Origin of the sequence: Mycobacterium sp. URHD0025, assembly GCF_000426065.1 — a bacterium.
In the GTDB taxonomy this organism is placed as follows: Bacteria; Actinomycetota; Actinomycetes; order Mycobacteriales; family Mycobacteriaceae; genus Mycobacterium.
Genome location: NZ_AUEQ01000013.1, coordinates 298,459 through 319,237, shown reverse-complemented (window position 1 = coordinate 319,237; position 20,779 = coordinate 298,459). Strand labels below are relative to the sequence as shown.

Sequence of the window (20,779 nt, the reverse complement as noted above, 5' to 3'; positions counted from 1 at the left end):
TGATGAGCTCAACGATGTTCCATACAGTCCTCGTCGCCAACCGCGGCGAGATCGCGGTCCGGGTCATCCGGACCCTGCGCGCCATGGGTATCCGGTCGGTGGCCGTGTTCAGCGATGCCGACGGCGGTGCGCGGCACGTCTCAGAGGCGGATGCGGCCGTCCGGCTGGGTCCGGCGCCGGCCCGGCAGAGTTATCTCGACATCGACGCGGTGGTGGCTGCCGCGCGGCGCACCGGGGCGCAGGCTGTCCACCCGGGCTACGGATTCCTGTCCGAGAACGCCGAATTCGCCTCCGCACTGCAGGCCGCAGGCATCGTGTTCATCGGCCCGCCCGCGACGGCGATCGCCACCATGGGCGACAAGATCGCGGCCAAGGCCGCGGTGTCTGCGTTCGGCGTACCCGTCGTCCCTGGAATATCGCGTCCGGGACTGACCGACGAAGATCTGATCGCGGGTGCGCCCGAGGTCGGGTTCCCGGTTCTGGTCAAACCGTCGGCAGGCGGTGGCGGCAAGGGCATGCGCGTGGTGGAGCGGGCCGTCGACCTTCCGGCCGCACTGGCCAGCGCCCGCCGCGAGGCCTCCGCCGCGTTCGGCGACGACACCCTGTTCCTCGAACGATTCGTGTTGCGGCCCCGCCATATCGAGGTGCAGGTGCTGGCCGACGGTCACGGCAACGTGATCCACCTCGGCGAGCGGGAATGCAGCCTGCAGCGCCGGCATCAGAAGGTCATCGAGGAGGCGCCGTCGCCTCTGCTGGATCCGGTCACGCGGGCCCGCATCGGTGCGGCCGCATGCGATACCGCGCGTAGTGTCGACTACACGGGTGCCGGCACGGTGGAGTTCATCGTGTCCGCCGATGCACCCGACGAGTTCTTCTTCATGGAGATGAACACGCGGCTGCAGGTCGAACATCCGGTCACCGAAATGGTCACCGGAGTCGATCTGGTGGAACAGCAGGTCCGCATCGCCGCGGGCGAGAAACTCGCGATCGGCCAGGACGACATCGTCATGACCGGGCATGCGGTGGAAGCTCGGGTGTACGCCGAGGACCCGGCCAACGGCTTCCTGCCCACCGGTGGACCGGTGCTCGGACTGCGCGAGCCCAGCGGGCCGGGGGTGCGGGTGGATTCCGGCCTGGGCGCGGGCACCGTTGTCGGCAGCGACTACGACCCGATGCTGTCCAAGGTCATCGCCTACGGTTCCGATCGGACGGTGGCGCTGAAGAAGCTGGATCGGGCGCTGGCCGATACCGCGGTGCTGGGCCTGACCACCAATACCGAGTTTCTGCGTTTCCTACTGGCCGATCCCGATGTGGTGGCGGGTCGATTGGACACCGGCCTGTTGGACCGCCGGGCACCGGATTTTGCCCCTGCGGAGGTCGGGGACGCCGAATTGATCTCTGCCGCAGCCTATCTGTGGGCAAGCGATTGGGCCGAAGCGGGCGACAACCTGTGGGCCCGACCGACCGGCTGGCGGGTGGGGGAGCGTGCCGCGGCCGCATTCCGGCTGCGGGCCGCAGACCGCACCGACCACGTGTACCTCACCGGCATACCGAGCCACGCCACTGCGATCGTCGAGAACGGCGAGACCCACACGGTGAGTGCGGGTTTCGTCGACGACCAGTTCACCGTGACACTCGACGGCATGCGCACCGAGTATCTGGTCGCCACGCAGCTGAGCGGTGGGACCGGCCAGCTCTGGCTCTCCGGTGGCGGGCGCAGCTATGTCGTCGAGGAAGTCCGGGAGGCGCTGGTGCGGCCCGAGGATGAGCACAGCGGCGATGCCGAACTCGTCAGTCCCATGCCGGGATCGGTTGTCGCCGTAGGCGTGGCGACCGGATCCGAGGTGACGACCGGCGCCATGGTGGTCACTGTCGAGGCGATGAAGATGGAGCATGCCCTGACCGCACCGACCGACGGTGTGGCCGAACTACTCGTCGCCGTCGGCGACCAGGTCAAGGTGGGTCAGCCCCTGGCCCGAATCACCGCTCACACACAGGAGAACGAGCAATGACCGACTTTCTGTCGACCGGCACACTGCCGGATCACTATGCACAGCTGGCCAAGACCGTCCGCGACTTCGCGCAGAGCGTCGTCGCCCCGGTGGCCGCCAAACACGACGAGGAACATTCCTTCCCCTACGAGGTCGTGGACGGCATGGCCGATATGGGCCTGTTCGGTCTGCCGTTCCCCGAGGAGTACGGCGGCATGGGCGGCGACTACTTCGCGCTGTGCCTGGCCCTCGAAGAGCTCGGCAAAATCGACCAGAGTGTGGCCATCACGCTGGAGGCCGGGGTTTCGCTGGGCGCCATGCCGATCTACCGCTTCGGAAACGACGCCCAGAAGCAGGAGTGGCTGCCGCTGCTGGCCAGCGGCAAGGCCCTGGGCGCGTTCGGCCTGACCGAGGCGGGCGGTGGCAGCGACGCAGGTGCCACCAAGACCACGGCGAAAATGGATGACGGCCACTGGATTATTAATGGCTCCAAGCAGTTCATCACCAACTCGGGCACCGACATCACCAAGCTGGTCACGGTCACCGCGGTCACCGGGGATCGCGAAGGCGGCAAGAAGGAGATCTCCTCGATCCTGGTGCCGGTGCCCACCGAGGGATTCACCGCGGAACCCGCCTACAACAAGGTCGGCTGGAACGCCTCGGACACCCACCCGCTGAGCTTCGACGATGTGCGCGTGCCCGCCGAGAACCTGCTCGGTGAGCGGGGCCGCGGCTACGCCAACTTCCTGCGCATCCTCGATGAGGGCCGCATCGCCATCGCCGCGCTGTCGGTGGGCGTCGCCCAGGGCTGTGTGGATGAATGTGTCAAGTACGCCAAGGAACGTCAGGCCTTCGGCGCGGCGATCGGCACCTATCAGGCCATCGCCTTCAAGATCGCCCGGATGGAGGCCCGTGCCCACACGGCCCGCGCCGCCTACTACGACGCGGCCGCGCTGATGCTGTCCGGCAAGCCCTTCAAGAAAGCGGCCTCGGTGGCCAAGCTGGTCTCCAGCGAGGCCGCGATGGACAACGCCCGCGATGCCACCCAGATCTTCGGCGGCTACGGATTCATGAACGAATACCCGGTGGCCCGTCACTACCGGGACAGCAAGATTCTCGAAATCGGCGAGGGGACAACGGAAGTGCAGCTGATGCTGATCGCGCGGGAGGCCGGCCTGTGAGCGAGCAGAAGGTGATAGAGCAGCGCGGGCTCTGGTTCGAGGAGTTCGAGATCGGCGTGCGCTACCTGCACCGTCCCGGGCGCACCATCACCGAGGCCGACAACGTGCTGTTCACCACGCTGACCATGAACACCCAGGCGCTGCACCTCGACGCGGCCTTCGCCGATGCCCTGCCGCCGTTCAACGCCAGGTTGGTCAACTCGATGTTCACCCTCTCGACGCTCGTCGGGCTCTCGGTGGCTCAGCTGACCCAGGGCACCATCGTCGGCAACCTCGGATTCTCCGAGATCGCTTTCCCCAAGCCGCTTTTCCATGGTGACACGCTGTATGCCGAAACCGAGATCACCGAGAAGCGAGCGTCCAAGAGCCGGCCCGGGGAGGGCATCGTGACCTTCGCCCACACCGGCCGCAACCAGCACGGCGACATCGTGGCGACCGCGTCGCGCAAGACCATGGTGCGGATGCGTCCGGAGGGGGAGGCATAGATGACTCTCGCAGCAACCGGCCCCGGCTGGCTGTTCTGCCCAGCTGACCGCCCCGAGCGATTCGAAAAGGCCGCGGCGGCAGCCGATGTGGTGATCCTCGACCTCGAAGACGGGTGCGCGGCCAAGGACCGGCCGGCCGCCCGCCAGGCCCTGATCGACACCCCGCTCGATCCGGCCCGCACAGTGGTGCGGGTCAACCCGACCGACACCGCCGATCATGAGCTGGACCTGAAGGCGGTCGCGGCCACCGACTACACCACCGTGATGCTGGCGAAGACCGAACATGCCGATCAGGTACGGGCGCTGGCGCCACTGGATGTCGTGGTGCTGATCGAGACGCCGCTGGCCGCCCTGAACGTGGTGGAGCTGGCGCAGCCGGGTAACGCCTTCGCGGTGATGTGGGGAGCCGAGGATCTGTTCGCCGTCACCGGTGGCACTGCCAACCGCTGGCCTGACGGCAGCTATCGCGACGTCGCCAAGCATGTGCGGTCGCAGACCCTGCTGGCGGCCAAGGCCTACGGGAAGCTGGCGCTGGATTCGGTGTATCTCGACATCAAGGATCTCGACGGCTTGCGGGCGGAGTCCGACGATGCGGTCGCCGTCGGTTTCGACGCCAAAGTGGCGATCCACCCGACGCAGGTCGCGGTCATCCGGTCGGCCTACGCGCCGACCGATGAGCAGATCGCCTGGGCGCGCGCCGTGCTCGACCGGGTGGCAGGTGAACGTGGTGTCTTCCAGCACGACGGCCTGATGGTCGACGCTCCCGTGCTGCGGCGCGCCGAGCGAATCGTCGCGCTGGCCCCGCGGGGCTGACCTGGTCCGCGGGCCGGCCGCATCCGACACGCCTCCATTCCGTTATCTGTGATGGCGGTAGCTGCGGCCGGTTCTGGCGCATAATGGCGATATGCCCCAGTGCTGCGACGGGCCGAGCGGATCGTCCGGCTAGCGCCATACCCAGGCGCCTAGCCGGAGGCCTCTCACCAGGGGTTTTGCACGTACCGCCGCTGCCCTGAGCACCTCATGGAACGGCGGCGCAACATGCCGTCACCAGAGAAGGAGGCGGTATGGCTGAGTCATTTGCAGGGCCGGCCCCGGCACATCTCAGTGTCGATCTCGATCCGGTGTGCTTGGTGGACCCCGACGGGTCACCCACCACAGAGACTCGCTACAGCCGCGACCTTCCGCACGAGACTCTGGCCTGGCTTTACGAGTCCATGGTCGTCACGCGCGACCTGGACACCGAATTCATCAACCTGCAACGGCAGGGTGAGCTGGCGCTGTACGCCTCCTGCCGCGGGCAGGAGGCCGCCCAGATCGGGGCAACCGCCTGCCTCCGGAAAACCGACTGGTTGTTCCCGCAGTACCGGGAGATCGGCGCGTACCTGTTGCGCGGGATCACCCCGGGCCAGATGGGTGCGGTCTGGCGGGGTCAGTGGCACGGCGGTCGTGAGTTCACCAGCCGCTGCGTCGCTCCGATCGCGATACCGATCGCCACCCACGCACTGCATGCGGTCGGCGCGGCGATGGCCGCACAGCGCCTCGGCGACGGTTCCGTGACAGTCGCATTCCTGGGCGACGGCGCAACAAGCGAGGGCGATGCGCACGAGGCGCTCAACCTGGCGTCGGTATTCGACGCGCCTTGCGTGTTCTTCGTGCAGAACAACCAATGGGCGATCTCGGTGCCGGTGAGCAAGCAGCAGGCCGGGCCGTCCATCGCGCACCGGGCGATCGGCTACGGCATGCCGGGGATCCGGGTCGACGGCAATGATGTCCTGGCCTGTTTCGCGGTGATGGCGGAGGCCGCTGAGCGGGCCCGCGCGGGCATCGGCCCCACGTTGATCGAAGCCGTCACCTACCGGATGGGCCCGCACACCACCTCCGACGACCCCCATCGTTACCGGTCGGACGACGAGGTCGACGAGTGGCTTGCCCGTGACCCGATCGAGCGGTACCGCACCTATCTGCGGAACGCCGGCGTGCTCGATGAGCGTCTGGAACAACGCGTGGGTGCGCGGTCACGGCGGCTGTGCGCCGAGCTGCGTGACGCGCTCGTCGGGGCGGAAGATCCCGATCCGGCCGAACTGTTCGACGCGGTGTATGCCGAGATCACCCCGGATCTGGCGCGCCAACGCGATGAGTTGTCGGCGGAACTGGCCAAGGAGGCGTGATGACACAGATCATCGACCGGCCCGCAGCCCAAGGTGACTCGCCCGAGCCGTGGGAACCGATGCTGACGGCGGTTGGATTGCCGGCACCGCCGGCGGCGGTCGGATTGCCGGCACCGCCGGCGTCGGTCGGATTGCCGGCCACCGAACTGACCTTGGTGGGGGCCATCAACCAAGCGCTGCACGATGCGATGGCCGCCGACGACCACGTGCTGGTGTTCGGTGAAGATGTCGCCACCCTCGGCGGGGTATTCCGGGTGACCGAGGGGCTGGCCGAGACCTTCGGTGCTGAAAGATGTTTCGACACGCCCCTGGCTGAATCGGCGATCATCGGTGTGGCGGTCGGCTTGGCGATCCGCGGGTTCAGACCGGTGCCGGAGATCCAGTTCGACGGGTTCAGCTACCCGGCCTTCGATCAGATCGTCAGTCACCTGGCCAAATACCGTATGCGCACCCACGGTGACATCAACATGCCTGTGACGGTGCGGATTCCGTCGTTCGGTGGCATCGGTGCGGTTGAACACCATTCGGAGTCCACCGAGTCGTACTGGCTGCACACGGCGGGTCTCAAGGTGGTCGTACCGTCCACGCCGTCCGACGCGTACTGGCTGCTGCGGTATTCGATCAGCAGCCCGGACCCGGTGATCTTCCTGGAGCCCAAACGGCGCTACTGGGCGCGTGAGCCCGTCGATACGAGCGCGCCGGCTCCGCCGATCGGGCGGGCGATGGTGCGGCGCAACGGAACCGATGTCACCGTCATCACTTACGGCGGCCTGGTGGCCACCGCGCTCAACGCTGCGGACCTGGCCGCCGAGCGGGGCTGGAGCCTCGAGGTGGTCGATCTGCGCTCACTCAACCCCCTCGATTTCGATACGGTCGCCGCGTCCGTGCAGCGCACCGGACGGGCCGTCGTCATGCATGAGGGTCCCCGAACCCTGGGCTTCGGGGCCGAGCTGGCCGCTCGGATCTCCGAGGAGTGCTTCTACGACCTTGAGGCACCGGTGTTGCGTGCCACGGGTTTTGACACACCCTATCCGCCGGCTCGGCTGGAGAAGGTGTGGCTGCCCGGCGTCGACCGCCTGCTCGACTGCGTCGAGCGTGCGATGGTGCAGCCATGAACCGGGAGTTCCTGGTCCCCGATCTCGGTGAGGGGCTGCAGGACGCGACGATCACCAGTTGGAGCGTCGCCGTGGGCGACACCGTCGAACTCAATCAGACGCTGTGCACGGTCGAGACCAACAAGGCGGAGGTGGAAATCCCCAGCCCGGTCGCCGGCCAGGTGCTCGAACTCGGCGGCAACGCGGGAGACACCCTGTCCGTCGGATCGCTGCTGGTCAGATTCGACACCAGTGAACCGGCTGCGCCGTCGACCAGCAGCACGAAAAATGGTGCAACGCATCGCAAGTCGGTACTGGTCGGCTACGGTGCCGACGACACCATGGATGTCAGCAGACGGACTTCGGCTTCGGAGGGCGCGCGGGCCCGGGCCAAGCCGCCGGTGCGCAAACTGGCCGCCAACCTGCACGTCGACCTACAGGGATTGGCGCCGGGGTCCGGACCCGAGGGCATCGTCACCCGTGACGATGTTCTGGCGGCCGCCGGCAGTTCGGACATCATCGACGTGGGCGGGGTGCAGGCCGCGATGGCGCGACGAATGTCGTTGTCGCGTCGGGAAATACCTGACGCACATGCCAGGGTGGACGTGGACTGCTCGGCGTTGTTGCGGCTGCGTGACCACGTGAAAGCCACCGATGCCGACCTTCCCGCCACACCGTTCGTGCTCACATTGCGGCTACTCGTACTGGCGCTCGGGCGGCATCAGCTGGTGAACTCCACCTGGTTCGAAACCGCCGAGGGCCCACAGATTCACCGGCATCCCGCCGTACACCTGGGATTCGGCGTGGCTGCGCCGCGCGGACTGCTGGTTCCGGTGGTCCGCGACGCGCAGTCGATGACGACCCGCGCCCTTGCCGCAGAGGTGGCCCGGCTGACCGAGCACGCGCGAGCCGGGACGCTCAGCCCGGCCGAGCTCAGCGGGTCGACGTTCACGGTGTCGAACTTCGGTGCGCTCGGCCTGGACGACGGTGTCCCGGTGATCAACTATCCGGAGGCCGCCATCCTGGGAATGGGCTCGATCAAACAGCGACCGGTCGTGGTCGACGGGGCGGTGGCGGCCCGTCCCACGATGTCGCTGACCTGTGCCTTCGATCATCGCGTCGTCGACGGTGCGCAGGCCGCGGCGTTCCTGGGTGACCTGCGTTCGCTGATCGAGACGCCCGAGTCGGCTTTGCTGGACTTATAAGGCCTGCAGAGGGCTACTTCCGCTTGGCGGCGGCCAAACGCGCTGCGAATTCGGGGGATTCGATGGATCGGGCCTGGGGGCCGAGCTCGATGTCGACGGCGACCGCATGGTGTTCGGTGTCGACCGTGCCGGGGTTGGCGGTGGCCCGCATCGAGGCCTTCGTGGCGATCACCACGTCGCGTGGCGCGCTCGCGGGGCCTGCGGCGAGCATGCGCGCGGCGCCCACCGGATCTTCGGCGATCGACAGCGCCAACCCGTGGCGCACGGCCGATTCGGCGTCGAATCGCATGCCGAACAACAAGGCGGCCCTGGCCACCTGCGGGCCGACGGCTCGCTGCAGCATCCACGTGGCGCCGCCGCCGGGGTGGATGCCGAGCTTCTGGAATCGCGGATCGAACAATGCGGCCGGACCGGCGATACGCACATCGGCGGCCAGCGCCAGATTCAGGCCCGCACCGACGGCGGCGCCGTTGACCGCGGCGATCGTCGGGAGTGTGCAATGAGCAACCGCGAGGAACCCGTCGTAGATCTTTCGCAGCCCGTCCTCGGTGGCTTCGCCGAGCGCGGTCAGGTCGGCTCCGGCGCAGAACGCCTTGCCGGCGCCGGTGACGATCACCGCGTGGACATCGGGGTTGGCCTCGGCGGCCTCAACAGCGGCGCGCAGGGCTGCCGACATCTCGAAGGTCACCGCATTGCGGCGATCGGGGTCGTTGACGGTGATGACTGCGACGTGATCGTCGACGCTGACCAACACGGATTCGGACACGAGGCCACCCTAGCGCCCGGACTGCTGGCAGTGAGCGTCAGTCCGGAGCCGGCGCGACCACAAATGTTCATCGAATCGTCGGCCGCGTTGCCCGGCGGTCCGGACTTGCTGAGCGGACAATGATCCGGTGACGGCCGACATTGCCGATATTTCCGGTATCCCGGGAGCCGGCTCGGCGCAGCCGACGCGCCGCCGTCTGCTGCTGTTGACCGCCGGTGCGGTGTTCCTCATCGACGTGGGCACCAAGGCCCTCGCGGTGGGCATGCTGGAACCCGGCCGGCCCGTCCCCTTGCTCGGCGACTGGCTGGGCTGTGAACTCACCCGTAACTCCGGTGCGGCGCTGTCGATGGCCGCGAACCGGACCGTGATGCTGACCGTCGTCGTGGTATCCGTGGCAGCGGGGGTCGCCTGGATCGGCGTGCATGTCCGGTCGCCATGGTGGGCTGTGGGCCTGGGGACCATCCTCGGCGGCGCCGCGGGCAATCTCGTCGACCGGCTGTTCCGGGCGCCGGGCCCGCTGCGCGGACACGTGGTCGACTTCCTGGCCATCGGCCCGATGCCGGTGTTCAACGTCGCGGATATCGCCGTGCTGGCCGGCGTGGTGTGGTTGATTGCGTTGTCGCTCTCGGGTTTTCCGTCCAATGGCGTCGCCGGAAGCTCGGAGCCGCATGCCGGTAGTTGATCGGGACCGGCGGGTCAGCTCAGAGGACAACCCACCGGGCGCTCCGTGGCATGAGACCCGGTGGCGATGCTCGCGGCCGGGATCGGTGCGGTTGTGGCCATCGGTGCCTTGGTGTTCGCCATAGTGACGACGTCGCACCACTCGGTGTCACCCGATCAACCTGAGCGGCTCACTCCGGTGAGCCCGACGAGGCCGGCATTGTCGCGGTCGTCCACGCTGAGTACGGCCGGCACGACACCGAGGACACCGGTGAGCACCAGCGAAGACGCCGGAACATCAACCGCCCCAACACCGCCCGAGGACGCCCAAGCAACGACCGCGCCACCGACCACGACGCCACCAACCACGACCATGTCGAATCCCTACGCGACGACCTCTGCTCCCAACGCGGGTGCGTTCTGATCCTCAGGAATTCGCGGATTCGTCGGGGCACTGCACATCCACGTACACCGTCACCGACGATTTCGGCAGCGGCGGAACCCCGCGGTTGGGGTTGTGGATCGCGTTGACCCGGCATCTGTCCAGAGGCAGTGTGCTGGTACCGCCAACCCAGTTGATCGCCACGGTGTAACCCTCGGCGCCCAGGGCTGAGATGGTTTCGTCGGCCCGTTGACTGCCGGGGGTCGGGTCGGCCGTGGCCGACGGTATGCCCCCGCTTGCGATGGCCGACACGATCACGGCCATACCGATGAATGTCGAATTGTGTTTCCGCGCCAGCATCCCCGACCCTCCTGGCGGTCGGATCTCATGCTGTCGCTCTCACCGGTAGCCCCGGCCGTCAGCTGTCAGTGTATTCCCGATGCACAGGAAGTTAACAGAAAGTTGCCAGAATTCGTCCAGCTGACATTTCGCCCGAGCTCGGCTGGCCAGGAAGGGCCGTGCGACGGAGAAACGCAATCGGGCAGCATCCGGGGTTACCGGACGCTGCCCGAATGTGTCATGGAGCAGGCGGTGCGGGAGGTGCCGGTAGCGGGACACCCGGTGCCGGCGGAGCCTCAGGCGCCGGCGGGGGTGCCGCAGGATCCGGGAGGTTCTCCGCGAGGCCCTGCGGAATATTGGTTCCGGGCGGGGGAGCGGTGCCCGGAAGTGGTTCTCCGAGTTGCTCTTTGGGTAGCTGTCCCAGCGCGGCGCCACGCAGGTTTCCGTTGCGGTACAGCGTGTGCATCTGTCGCATCCAGTCGAGTCCGGAGATGTCCGCGTTCTCCTGACCCGGAGCGACGCCGACCTGGGTGCCTTGACCAGGCGCCGCCGGTTTCTCGTTCTGCGGGAAGAAGTTTCCGTTGTTGAAGGCCCGGAGGTTGGGTGCCTCGGTCGGCGGCGGCCCACCCGGAGCCGCCGGAGCTGTGTACTGGCCCAGCAGCGCGCCCGGGCTCATGTCAACCGCGTTCGGGACGCCCAGCCTGCCAGGTGCCGTGTCGGTTCCGGTCTGTCCCAGAACCGACAGCCCGCTCGGTCCGAGGGGTGCGCCCATGAGGGGCACTTCGGGCCCGGGTGGCGGAGGTGGTTCCGGTGCCGGTGCCGGAGCGGCGACCGCGGGCGCACCTGGAACCTCCGGCGGTGCCGGATCGGCGGCGGCGGTTGCCGAGCAGGCAACCGCCGCGCCGACCACGAACAGCCCGGCTGCCGCGAGGGTGGCCATCGCATTCTTGACCGCGAATGTGCCGTCCGAGTTCTCGCTCATGCCTTCGTGTTTCGCTTTCACGTCCAGACCGTCAGACTGCCTTGGTCACGCCGTAGTAAGCCACCACGTCGTCGGTATCGGTGGTGGAGCTGGTCAGCGTCGCGTACGACCGCAGGAAGGACTGGCCGACGCAGCCGTCGATCTTGATGTGGACGTCCTTCAACGTGACACGCACGGGCGCGGCCTTGAACGACTTCTTGTTCACCGAGACGTTGGTGACGGTGCCGGGCTTGGCGTGGATCTCGATGGTGCCCGACATCGGCATGCTCACGCCGGTCGGGATGATGCCGGCCAGCGTCGAGCCCGAGGTGCTCAGACCGATCGAGCCGATGAGGCGGACCTGGCCGAGCTCGATACCGCAGCCGATCTGGTAGCCCGTGTCGAGCGTGCCGCCGGTCAGCGAGGTGGAGCCGCCACCGGTTACGGTGCCGGTGAACGTGGCCGCGACGAGGTATTCGCGAGACGACGCGGCGGTGGTCAGGGGCGCCACGGGCAGCTGGCTCTCGTCTTTCGCGGAGACGGTGAGCGTCCAGCCGTCCGGGGTCTTGACGACGCCCGGCTCGGCCGAGGCGACGAGGCCGTTGTCGGGCGGGGGGCCGGCATCAACGGGTTGTGCGGCCGGGTCCGCGGGCGGCGGCGGGGGCGGTGGGTCGGCCGACGCAAGGGGCGCCAAGGCTACCGGGGCCAGCAGGCAAACAGCAGCCAGGGTGGCGAAACGATTCAACATGCGGGAACTTGTGCCTCTCGTGGGGTTCGAATCCGAGGGATCAACGTGGTGATCGGGGCGGTTCATGGTCGGTGTCGTTTCCGGGCCGAGGTCAGACGGCCTTGGTGACGCCGAGGTAGGTGATGACGTCGTCGGTGTTGTCGGTGGAGCTGGTCAGGGTCGCGTAGGTGCGAATGAACGACTGGCCGGCGCACTGGTCGAACTTGATGCGCACGCCTGTGATGGTCACGCGGGTACCCGAGCCCTTGAACGACTTCTTGTCGATCGGGACGATGGTGACCGTGCCCGGCTTCAGATAAACCTTGCCCTGCAAGCTGATACCGGTACCGGCGCCGACGTCGCCCGCGGATCCGGTGAACGGGATCTTGAGGCTCGGGGTGAAGCTGAGACCGGGGTTGATCTCGGCCTCGTCGCTGATGATGCCGCAACCGATCTGAGCGCCGGCCTCGAGCGTGCCGCCGGTGAGCTTGGTCTTGCCGCCACCCGAGACCTTCCCGTTGAACGTGCCACCCACGAGGTACTCACGTGACGAGATCGCGGTGGTCAGCGGCGCGACGGGCAGCAGTGTCTCGTTGGAGCCGGCGACGGTCACGTGCCAGCCGTCCGGAGTGTCGAGGACTCCGGGGGGCGAGGACGGCACTGCGCCGGTGTCCGGCGGCGGGGCAGGTGCGCCGGCCGCTGCGGGCACCGCGGGGTCCGGCGGTGGCGGGGGATCTGCCGATGCAAGGGGCGCAATCGCTACAGGGGCCAACATGCAGACTGCAGCCAGGGTGGCAAAACGACTCAACATGCGTGAACTTGCGCCTCTCATGGTTCTGGATCCGCGTGGTCTGCGACGCGTCATGGTCGCCAGAAGCCAACGGATCCAAGGAATCTGTCGCGACGAATCATTAACCGGTCGCGTTTCGATTTGGTGAACAACGACCCAACAGTTGCCGCCGCATTCCCGTCCAGCTGAAGTCCTCGAACCTGTGAGGTTGCTGGGAAATAGCGTGCGCCGCAGCGTAATACATATATGAGGCATCGGACACGGCTCCCGGCACGCAATGGACGACCCGCAGAGGGGGCGGGTTGGCCGGATGTTCACCTTTTGGACATGTGAACCCTCGACCGTGAGGTGATCCGGGGGGAAGGCGGACGTGTCGATGCGGCGCGGACGTCCACTGCGGCGCCTGGCGCCTAACCGCTACCGACTGACGGAGGAATCGTTGAGGTCGTCTCACGTGTATGAGCGAGGGTTCGCCTCGCTGCTCATTGCCTTCAGCATCGGCTTCGCTGCGATGCCGACGGCACTCGCCGAACCGGGCGATGGGGCCGGTTCTCCGGGGCCTGCGGTGCCGGCCGTGCCGGAGTTGCCTCCGGTGTTGCCTGGCGCGCCGGCCGCAAGTCCTGAGGCCGTGCCGGTCGCCAGCACGGATGACCCCGGTGTGCCGGCGGTCACGGCCTGCTCGACGTTCGCCGATGCGCTCGATTCGGCATCGACGTTCTACGGCGATTTCGCGGATTCCATCGAAGGTGTGGAGCGGCCCGACTACGGGGATCCGACCATCAGCACCACGAACACGAGTGGCCGCACCGCATTGCGCGAAGCGGCCGCGTCGGCGATGAATGCCGCCGGCACGCCAGGACTTTCACCCGACATCGCGAACCCCATGCGGTCCTGGTCTTTCGGTGCCACCAAGTTGCTCCTGAAGATGGGGCTGCGTACCGGCGGTCAATCGCTCAACGACACCGCGACCCAGCTCAACACCGATGCCAACAACGCGCAGATGGCCTGCGCCGCAGCGGGAACCCACGCCTGACGGCTATCTCAAACGCAATGCGCTGATCAGTATCGCGGTCATGTGCTGCCTTCGCCGCTCTGACACTCAACCACCATGTGCGCGTGAACCGTGCCTTCAGTAAAGGGATTACCGTGATCAGGCTCGCGATCTCGTTGCTCATGCTCGTGCTGTTGGCGACCAGCTGTTCCGGCAACGGTGACAAGGCCCCGGGGCCCCCGAAGGATGTGCCCAAATCCGCGCTGGAGGGCCTGCTGCTCAGTCCCGATGAGATCAACGCCGTGATGGGGACCGGCGGGATGGTGGCACATCCACCGGTCACCGAGATGAGTGATCACCGCAACCTGTTGCCCAATCTGAATTGCCTCGGCGCATGGCAGGTGAACGAGTCCGCCATCTACGGGGATCACTGGACCGCCATGCGCCAGGTGCTGCTGCGCGCTCCGGACAACGATGACTGGGACAACCTGGTGGTGCAGTCGGTGGTGATCTTCCCGACCACGCAGGACGCCGATGACTTTCTGGGCCAGTCGGCGGACCGCTGGTCGAAGTGCACCGACCACAAGGTGAACATCACCCTCAACGGTCAACCGTTGCCCAGGTGGAAGAGTGGTGAACTCACCAAGACCGACGACGAACTCACGCTGCCGTTCACCCGCGTCAACGGGGGCCAGACCCGGGATTGCCAGCGTGCGCTTGCCGTGGCCGCCAACCTCGTCATGGACGTCCAGGCGTGTAAGCCGGCAGGTTCGTCGGTGACCCAGGCCGCTGACGTGGTGGACAAGATCAAGGCCGCGATGCCGCGCTGAGCGGTACCCCTCACTGCGCAGCGAGTAGTCTCGTGCTCGCAGCTGGTTTGTCGGCGCCGGAGTGTCTGCGGTGCCGACATCGAGCGCCGCAGGCTGGTTGAGATGCGACGTGAGAGGGAACCCGGTGAGAATCCGGGACTGTCCCGCAGCGGTATGCAGGAACGACCGCCGTCATCAGCACTGGCACGCAGGGATCTGCGGCTGGGAAGCGACGGCCAGTAGGTGCACGAGGCCCGTGCGTGCCTGTGAGTCCGAAGACCTGCCAGCCGTACCGGGCGCGCCGCGTCCGGTGGTTCATCGCCTCGCGGAATGGGCAGTGGCCGAAGGCGGTTCACACGCGAGCGGGTGGCCGTGTTCGGTTCGACGTCTCCTGGCGGTGGCCATCCCTCGCACGTTGAAGGACGCCGTAATGAGCACAACCGCAATACCTTTTGTCGCCACCATCCTCGGGTCTCCCCGGATCGGGCCCAACCGTGAACTCAAGCGTGCCGTCGAGAAGTACTGGGCCGGTCGCGTCGATCGCGCTGAACTCGAGTCGGTCGCCGCCCGCCTGCGCAGTGACACGTGGCGGTCGCTGGTGGCGGCCGGTCTGGACTCGGTCCCGGTCAACACCTTCTCCTATTACGACCAGATGCTCGACACCGCAGTTCTGGTCGGGGCGCTGCCGCCCAGGGTAAACGGTATCTCCGACGGCCTGGACCGCTATTTCGCGGCCGCCCGCGGCGGTATCTATGACGGCGAAGAGATCGTACCCCTGGAGATGACCAAGTGGTTCGACACGAACTACCACTACCTGGTCCCGGAGTTCGGTCCCGACACCTTGTTCTCCCTCAATGCGGCCAAGGTACTGGCAGAGCTGGAAGAGGCTCGCGCACAAGGTGTTCCGGCCCGTCCGGTGATCGTCGGACCCATCACATTCGCGGCTCTGTCGAAGTCGGTCGACGGCGCGGATACGCCGCTCTCCAGGCTCGACGATCTGCTGGCGGTCTATGCCGAACTGCTGGGGGTGCTCGCCGACGCGGGAGTCGAGTGGGTCCAGTTCGATGAGCCGGTGTTGGTGACGGACATGGTCGACGACGCGGCTGGACTCGTCGCGCATACCTATGCCCGGCTGGGTGAGGTGACCAAACGGCCCGCGATCTTCGTCGCGACCTATTTCGGTGAGCTCACCGACGTGCTGCCCGCGCTGGCCCGGACCCCGGTCGAGGCCATCGGTGTCGATCTGGTCGCCGGCTCGGCCACGAGTCTGGACGCGGTGCCGGAGCTCGGCGGCAAACTCCTGGTGGCCGGTGTGGTGGACGGCCGTAACGTCTGGCGCACAGATCTCGAACGAGCCCTCGGGACACTGGCCACGACACAGGGACTGGCGGAGGCGGTTGCGGTATCGACGTCGTGCTCGACCCTGCATGTGCCGTACACGCTTGACGCGGAGCCGGATGTCGATGCGGCGCTGCGAAGCTGGCTGGCATTCGGATCCGAGAAGGTCGACGAGGTGGTGGTGCTGGCGCGAGGCTTGCGGGATGGTCGCGACGCGATCTCGTCCGAGATCGCAGCGTCTGGCGCCGCCATTGTTTCCCGCACGTCTGATCCACGGCTCGACAACGGCGATGTCAGGGCGCGGATCATTCAGATCGCCGCTTCCGGAACCAAGCGTGAGCCCGCCGAAGAGCGCAGGGCCGCCCAGCAGGACCGGCTGAAGTTGCCACCGTTGCCCACCACGACCATCGGGTCGTACCCGCAGACCTCGGCTATTCGTATCGCCCGCGCTGAGCTGCGGTCCGGCAAGATCGACGCCGCCGAATATCAGCGGCGGATGAAGGCTGAGATCGCCGGCGTCATCGCATTGCAGGAACAACTGGGCTTGGATGTGTTGGTACACGGCGAGCCCGAGCGCAACGACATGGTGCAGTACTTCGCCGAGCAGCTCGACGGTTTCTTCGCCACGCAGAACGGGTGGGTGCAGTCCTACGGCAGCCGGTGCGTGCGCCCGCCGATCCTCTACGGGGACGTGTTCCGGCCGGAGCCGATGACGGTTGAGTGGATCACCTATGCCCAGTCGCTAACCGACAAGCCGGTCAAGGGCATGCTCACCGGACCGGTCACCATCCTGGCCTGGTCGTTCGTCCGCGACGACCAGCCGCTGGCAGACACGGCAGCCCAAGTGGCGCTGGCCATCCGGGACGAAACCGCGGATCTGCAGTCTGCCGGTATCGCGATCATCCAGGTCGACGAGCCCGCCTTACGGGAGTTGCTCCCGCTACGGAACAAGGACAAGGATGCCTATCTCCGGTGGGCCGTCGATGCGTTCCGGCTTGCCACGTCCGGCGTAGCCGATTCGACGCAGATCCACACCCACCTGTGCTATTCGGAGTTCGGTGAGGTGATCGGGGCGATCGCCGACCTCGACGCCGACGTGACCTCCATCGAGGCGGCCCGTTCGCACATGGAGGTACTCGGTGATCTGAATGCCGCTGGATTCTCCAACAGCGTCGGACCCGGCGTCTACGACATTCACTCGCCGCGCGTGCCCGGCACGGATGAGATCGCCACATCGCTGCGTGAGGCGCTCAGATCGGTTCCGGCCGAACGGCTCTGGGTCAACCCGGATTGTGGCCTGAAAACCCGTACCACCGATGAGGTGACCGAGGCGTTGCGGCACCTGGTCAGTGCCGCAGCTGAAGTGCGTGCGGGATAGCGCTATTCGGGATGCCGAGCGTGGGTCGCGTGCAGGGTTGACCCCGTCGCGCGACCCGCGCTCGGTGCGCTTGTCGCGCTGGTTCTCATCCGAACTCGATGACGTTGGTCGGTGCGCGGAAGCGCTCGAGCCTGCGGGACCGGTAGACCAGGCCTGCGGCCCGCGAGGCGACCTTGCCGCGTCCGGTCGGCATCTCGAGCTCGTGCACCGCGAGTACGCCAGGTATGGAACGTAATTCGTCGTACCGATCGGCAGTGAAGGAGAACGGCATCGGCGGTGCGGTGTACTGCTTGCTCAGTCTGATGCCACGTCGCTGCGAGTACCAGCTGAGAAATCGCGGGACGCTGTCGAAGACGAGTTGCCCGCCGGGGAACCTGGCAGCGCAGGCGGCGATGAGATCGAATACCGCGTCGTGTTCCAGGTACTGGAACAACCCCTCCGCGGTGATGAGCACCCCGTTGGTGGTGTCCACCACGTCCATCCAGGAGTGGTCGAGCGCGGATTGCGCCAGGTGGTGGAGCCTGTCGCAGGACGGCAGTAACTGCTGACGCAGGGCCACGATTGGTTCGAGATCAACTGAGAGCCAGTCCATCTCACCGTTGTCAAGGCGCCAGAAGCTGGTCTGTAGCCCCTCGGCAAGGGCGACCACGGTGGCCCTGCTGTGTGTACGCAGGTACCGGCGCGTGGCGAGGTCGAAGGCCAGGGCCCGCAGGGCGGTGGCTTGGTGAGTCGGGCCGAAATGGTGGTAGTCGTATCCGAGGCTGTCACGCAGGGCGATCGCCAGCGGGTCCGTGATGATGCCGTCGGGCCGGGCCGCCTCGGTCGCTCTCTGATGCAGGGTCAGGAGCGCGGTTTCTGAGATCGCGGTCAGATGTCGGGCGTCGATGACGGGCATGGGCACGACCGTACTCGTCGGCCGATTCCTGCGACATCGGCGCTGTGGTATCGAGAGTCATTGCCCCGGTTGACAGGTCAATCAGAACCAGGCGGGAACTTTCTGGTGATCGGCCCGACTAGATGAGAGACAAGTCGACGCGCGCTGACCAGCACGGTGCCGACAAACGCTCGGGCGAGGAGGTGATACGTGACTGTCCCGTTCTGGCCGGCGGTGCCGCCCGAGGTGCATTCGGCCTTGTTGAGTATGGGGCCGGGTCCCGGATCACTCCTTGCGGCAGCTGGCCAGTGGGAGGCGCTCAGCGCTCAATACAGCGCTGCAGCAGCTGAACTCACCCAGATCCTGGCCGAGGTGCACGCCAGCAGCTGGGAAGGGCCCAGCGCTGCACAGTATGTGGCCGCCCATGGCCCCTACCTGGTGTGGCTGGAACAGGCCTCAGTCGACAGCGCGATCACTGCCGCGCAGCACGGGACGGTTGCGGCGGCCTACAGCAGTGCTCTGGCATCCATGCCTACGCCGGCCGAACTCGCTGCCAACCACGTCACCCACGGGATACTGCTCGGCACCAACTTCTTCGGCATCAACACCATCCCGATAGCCGTCAACGAGGCCGATTACGTGCGCATGTGGCTGCAGGCTGCCGAGGTCATGACCACATACGAGGCGGTCGCGGCGAGCGCATCCGCGGCGGTCCCATCGCCCCAGCCGGCCCCGCCGATCCTCGCGCCGGGAGGTGAAGCACGAAGTGGGCAACAGAGTACGTCGGGTGCCACCTCGGACAACCAGCCGCTGAGCGGCCTATGGAAGTTCATCTCCGAGCTGATCTCGGGTGCCGGCAACCCCGAACAGCTGCTCGAGACGTTTCAACAGCTCTTTCAGCAACTAGGGTTCAACCCGGCCGGGGCCGCCATCCTCGCGATCATCGCGCTGGTGCTCTACGACATGCTCTGGTATCCGTACTACGCCTCGTATTCGCTACTGCTGCTGCCGTTCTTCGCGCCGGCGTTGAGTGCTCTGAGTGCGCTGAGCGCGCTGGCGCTCCTGCAGAACCCGGTGCCGGCACCCGGTGTGTCACCGGCACCTGCCGAGGTCAACGGCGGCCACCGGCCCGTGCCCACGGCCAACGCCGGCGTGGCATTGAGTCCCTCGGTCACTTCGAATGGTGCCGCGCCGCAGGCAGGCGATTCAGGTTCCGGTGCTCCCAGCGCCCACGGCGCGGTGAGCTCTGCACCGTCAGCGTTCGCCGCATACGCCGTGCCCGGTCTCGATCCGCCCGCAGTGCCGTCGGGACCGAAGTCGAGCGCGAAAACCGCTGAAGGCATGGCAGATGTCCTCGCCGCGGTCGCCGCGGCGAGAGCCGCCGCTGAGGCTCGCAGCCGTCGAAGGCAAACCGGCCGGAAACGAGATCGGGCCCGGAGCTACCGCTACGAATTCCTGGCCGCCACCGATTCCGAGGACACCACGATCGACGAGCCGGACCTGAGCCGGCCCGCGCCGCCGGCGATCGGCGTCAAGGGGTCAACCACGCTCGGGTTCTCCGGGGCTGTGCCGGTGGCCACGAATACGTCCGCGGCGGGGATGGTCGAGCGTGCGCGCGGCGACGCCGGCGAGCCGGTCCCCATGCTTCCCGCCTCGTGGAGAAGCAATCCAGATCACACTCGCGAATAGCCGGAACTTTCAACTGGTTTGACGCGACCTATCCGACAGCCGCACCGCCGGCCGCAGTGCAGAGCCGCACGAGGAGCAGAGATGACGCTGAATGTGAAAGGGGAGGGACTCGGGGCGCAAGTCACGGGAATCGACCCCAAGAATCTCGACGACATCACCCGGGACGAGATCCGCGAGATCGTCTATGAGAACAAGCTGGTCGTCCTGAAAGACGTACATCCGACTCCTGAAGAGTTCCTTCAGCTGGGTCGCATCATCGGCGAAGTCGTCACGTACTACGAGCCGATCTATCACCACAAGGAACACCCGGAGATCTTCGTATCCTCGACGGACGAAGGGCACGGCGTCCCGAGGACCGGAGCGTTCTGGCACATCGACTATATGTTCATGCCCGAGCCGTTCGCCTTCTCGATGGTGGTGCCGTTGGCAGTGCCGGGTAGCGACCGCGGAACCTACTTCATCGACCTCAACAAGGTGTGGGAGTCACTTCCCGAGACCCTACGTGGCCCGGTCCGCGGTACGTTCGCCACCCATGATCCGCGGCGCCACATCAAGGTTCGACCGCACGATGTGTACAAACCGATCGGCGAGGTGTGGGACGAGATCTCGGCGACCACACCTCCGATCACATGGCCGACGGTCATCCGGCATCCGAAGACCGATCAGGAAATCCTCTACATCTGCGCGTCGGGCACCACGAAGATCGAGGACGGGCACGGACGTGTGCTCGAACCCGGTGTTCTCCAACAGCTCATGACCGCCACCGGGCAGCTCGACCCGGATTTCGCATCGCCGTTCATCCATGCCCAGCACTATGAGGTCGGCGATGTTGTGTTGTGGGACAACCGGGTTCTGATGCACCGGGCGAAACACGGAACGGCATCGGGCACTTTGACAACTCATCGGCTGACCATGTTGGACGGCCTCACGACACCGGGATATGGGGTATGA

General features: G+C 66.7%; 20 protein-coding genes and 1 riboswitch. Of the genes, 13 read left to right on the top strand and 7 right to left on the bottom strand.

Annotation, left to right across the window (positions count from 1 at the left end; genetic code table 11):
- The first annotated feature begins 14 nt into the window (after positions 1–14).
- The 7 genes from H977_RS0121785 to H977_RS0121755 all read left to right on the top strand — a co-directional run bounded on the left by H977_RS0121785 (position 15) and on the right by H977_RS0121755 (position 8,124).
- Entirely contained in the window at positions 15–2,012 is a 1,998-nt protein-coding gene (locus H977_RS0121785; RefSeq protein ID WP_502691192.1) for an acetyl/propionyl/methylcrotonyl-CoA carboxylase subunit alpha, read from the top strand.
- Positions 2,009–3,172, top strand: coding sequence for an acyl-CoA dehydrogenase family protein (locus H977_RS0121780; protein ID WP_029109858.1), 1,164 nt, complete (start codon positions 2,009–2,011; stop codon positions 3,170–3,172). The genes H977_RS0121785 and H977_RS0121780 overlap by 4 nt, the downstream gene beginning before the upstream one ends.
- A complete protein-coding gene (locus tag H977_RS0121775; protein ID WP_029109857.1) occupies positions 3,169–3,657 on the top strand; it encodes a MaoC family dehydratase in 489 nt (162 codons plus the stop codon). Before H977_RS0121780 ends, H977_RS0121775 begins: the two co-directional genes overlap by 4 nt.
- Positions 3,658–4,470: an HpcH/HpaI aldolase/citrate lyase family protein gene (locus tag H977_RS0121770; RefSeq protein WP_029109856.1), complete on the top strand. Its 813-nt coding sequence runs from the start codon at positions 3,658–3,660 to the stop codon at positions 4,468–4,470.
- Positions 4,471–4,721: 251 nt separating this feature from the next.
- Entirely contained in the window at positions 4,722–5,825 is a 1,104-nt protein-coding gene (gene pdhA / locus H977_RS0121765; RefSeq protein WP_029109855.1) for a pyruvate dehydrogenase (acetyl-transferring) E1 component subunit alpha, read from the top strand.
- Positions 5,825–6,940 carry an alpha-ketoacid dehydrogenase subunit beta gene (locus H977_RS0121760; protein ID WP_029109854.1) on the top strand — a complete coding sequence of 372 codons (1,116 nt, stop codon included), beginning with the start codon at positions 5,825–5,827 and terminating at the stop codon, positions 6,938–6,940. The genes pdhA and H977_RS0121760 overlap by 1 nt, the downstream gene beginning before the upstream one ends.
- The gene (locus tag H977_RS0121755) at positions 6,937–8,124 is read left to right on the top strand and encodes a dihydrolipoamide acetyltransferase family protein (protein ID WP_029109853.1); all 1,188 of its coding nucleotides are present in this window, start codon (positions 6,937–6,939) and stop codon (positions 8,122–8,124) included. The genes H977_RS0121760 and H977_RS0121755 overlap by 4 nt, the downstream gene beginning before the upstream one ends.
- 13 nt (positions 8,125–8,137) lie before the next feature.
- Here H977_RS0121755 and H977_RS0121750 read toward each other — a convergent pair whose 3' ends face one another.
- Positions 8,138–8,890: an enoyl-CoA hydratase gene (locus tag H977_RS0121750; protein ID WP_029109852.1), complete on the bottom strand. Its 753-nt coding sequence runs from the start codon at positions 8,888–8,890 to the stop codon at positions 8,138–8,140.
- Positions 8,891–9,017: 127 nt separating this feature from the next.
- Here H977_RS0121750 and H977_RS0121745 point away from each other — a divergent pair, with 127 nt between their 5' ends.
- The gene (locus H977_RS0121745) at positions 9,018–9,572 is read left to right on the top strand and encodes a signal peptidase II (RefSeq protein ID WP_051288987.1); all 555 of its coding nucleotides are present in this window, start codon (positions 9,018–9,020) and stop codon (positions 9,570–9,572) included.
- 155 nt (positions 9,573–9,727) lie between these two features.
- Here H977_RS0121745 and H977_RS0121740 read toward each other — a convergent pair whose 3' ends face one another.
- The 5 genes from H977_RS0121740 to H977_RS0121720 form a co-directional block, all read right to left on the bottom strand.
- Entirely contained in the window at positions 9,728–9,925 is a 198-nt protein-coding gene (locus tag H977_RS0121740) for a hypothetical protein (protein WP_029109850.1), read from the bottom strand.
- 52 nt (positions 9,926–9,977) lie between these two features.
- On the bottom strand, positions 9,978–10,292 hold the full coding sequence (locus H977_RS0121735) for a hypothetical protein (RefSeq protein ID WP_155946757.1): 315 nt from the start codon (positions 10,290–10,292) through the stop codon (positions 9,978–9,980).
- Positions 10,293–10,509: 217 nt separating this feature from the next.
- Complete coding sequence (locus tag H977_RS0121730; RefSeq protein WP_231396028.1) at positions 10,510–11,274, bottom strand: hypothetical protein; 765 nt, start codon at positions 11,272–11,274, stop codon at positions 10,510–10,512.
- Between the two features lie 10 nt (positions 11,275–11,284).
- Positions 11,285–11,980 carry an MspA family porin gene (locus H977_RS0121725; protein WP_029109847.1) on the bottom strand — a complete coding sequence of 232 codons (696 nt, stop codon included), beginning with the start codon at positions 11,978–11,980 and terminating at the stop codon, positions 11,285–11,287.
- A gap of 91 nt (positions 11,981–12,071) precedes the next feature.
- The gene (locus tag H977_RS0121720; protein WP_029109846.1) at positions 12,072–12,770 is read right to left on the bottom strand and encodes an MspA family porin; all 699 of its coding nucleotides are present in this window, start codon (positions 12,768–12,770) and stop codon (positions 12,072–12,074) included.
- Positions 12,771–13,203: 433 nt separating this feature from the next.
- Between H977_RS0121720 and H977_RS0121715 the strand changes: the two genes are divergently transcribed.
- The 3 genes from H977_RS0121715 (at position 13,204) to metE (ending at position 17,265) form a co-directional block, all read left to right on the top strand.
- Positions 13,204–13,782: an Rv2240c family protein gene (locus H977_RS0121715; protein ID WP_029109845.1), complete on the top strand. Its 579-nt coding sequence runs from the start codon at positions 13,204–13,206 to the stop codon at positions 13,780–13,782.
- 113 nt (positions 13,783–13,895) lie between these two features.
- Entirely contained in the window at positions 13,896–14,570 is a 675-nt protein-coding gene (locus H977_RS0121710; protein ID WP_029109844.1) for a sensor domain-containing protein, read from the top strand.
- 91 nt (positions 14,571–14,661) lie between these two features.
- Positions 14,662–14,838: riboswitch (cobalamin riboswitch) on the top strand.
- A 141-nt stretch (positions 14,839–14,979) separates the two neighbouring features.
- Positions 14,980–17,265, top strand: a complete 2,286-nt coding sequence (metE, locus tag H977_RS0121705; RefSeq protein ID WP_155946756.1) for a 5-methyltetrahydropteroyltriglutamate--homocysteine S-methyltransferase — start codon at positions 14,980–14,982, stop codon at positions 17,263–17,265.
- A gap of 85 nt (positions 17,266–17,350) precedes the next feature.
- Here metE and H977_RS0121700 read toward each other — a convergent pair whose 3' ends face one another.
- Positions 17,351–18,160: a class I SAM-dependent methyltransferase gene (locus H977_RS0121700; RefSeq protein WP_029109842.1), complete on the bottom strand. Its 810-nt coding sequence runs from the start codon at positions 18,158–18,160 to the stop codon at positions 17,351–17,353.
- A gap of 189 nt (positions 18,161–18,349) precedes the next feature.
- Between H977_RS0121700 and H977_RS0121695 the strand changes: the two genes are divergently transcribed.
- On the top strand, positions 18,350–19,828 hold the full coding sequence (locus H977_RS0121695) for a PPE family protein (RefSeq protein WP_029109841.1): 1,479 nt from the start codon (positions 18,350–18,352) through the stop codon (positions 19,826–19,828).
- Positions 19,829–19,909: 81 nt separating this feature from the next.
- A complete protein-coding gene (gene scoE / locus H977_RS0121690; RefSeq protein WP_029109840.1) occupies positions 19,910–20,779 on the top strand; it encodes a (3R)-3-[(carboxymethyl)amino]fatty acid oxygenase/decarboxylase in 870 nt (289 codons plus the stop codon).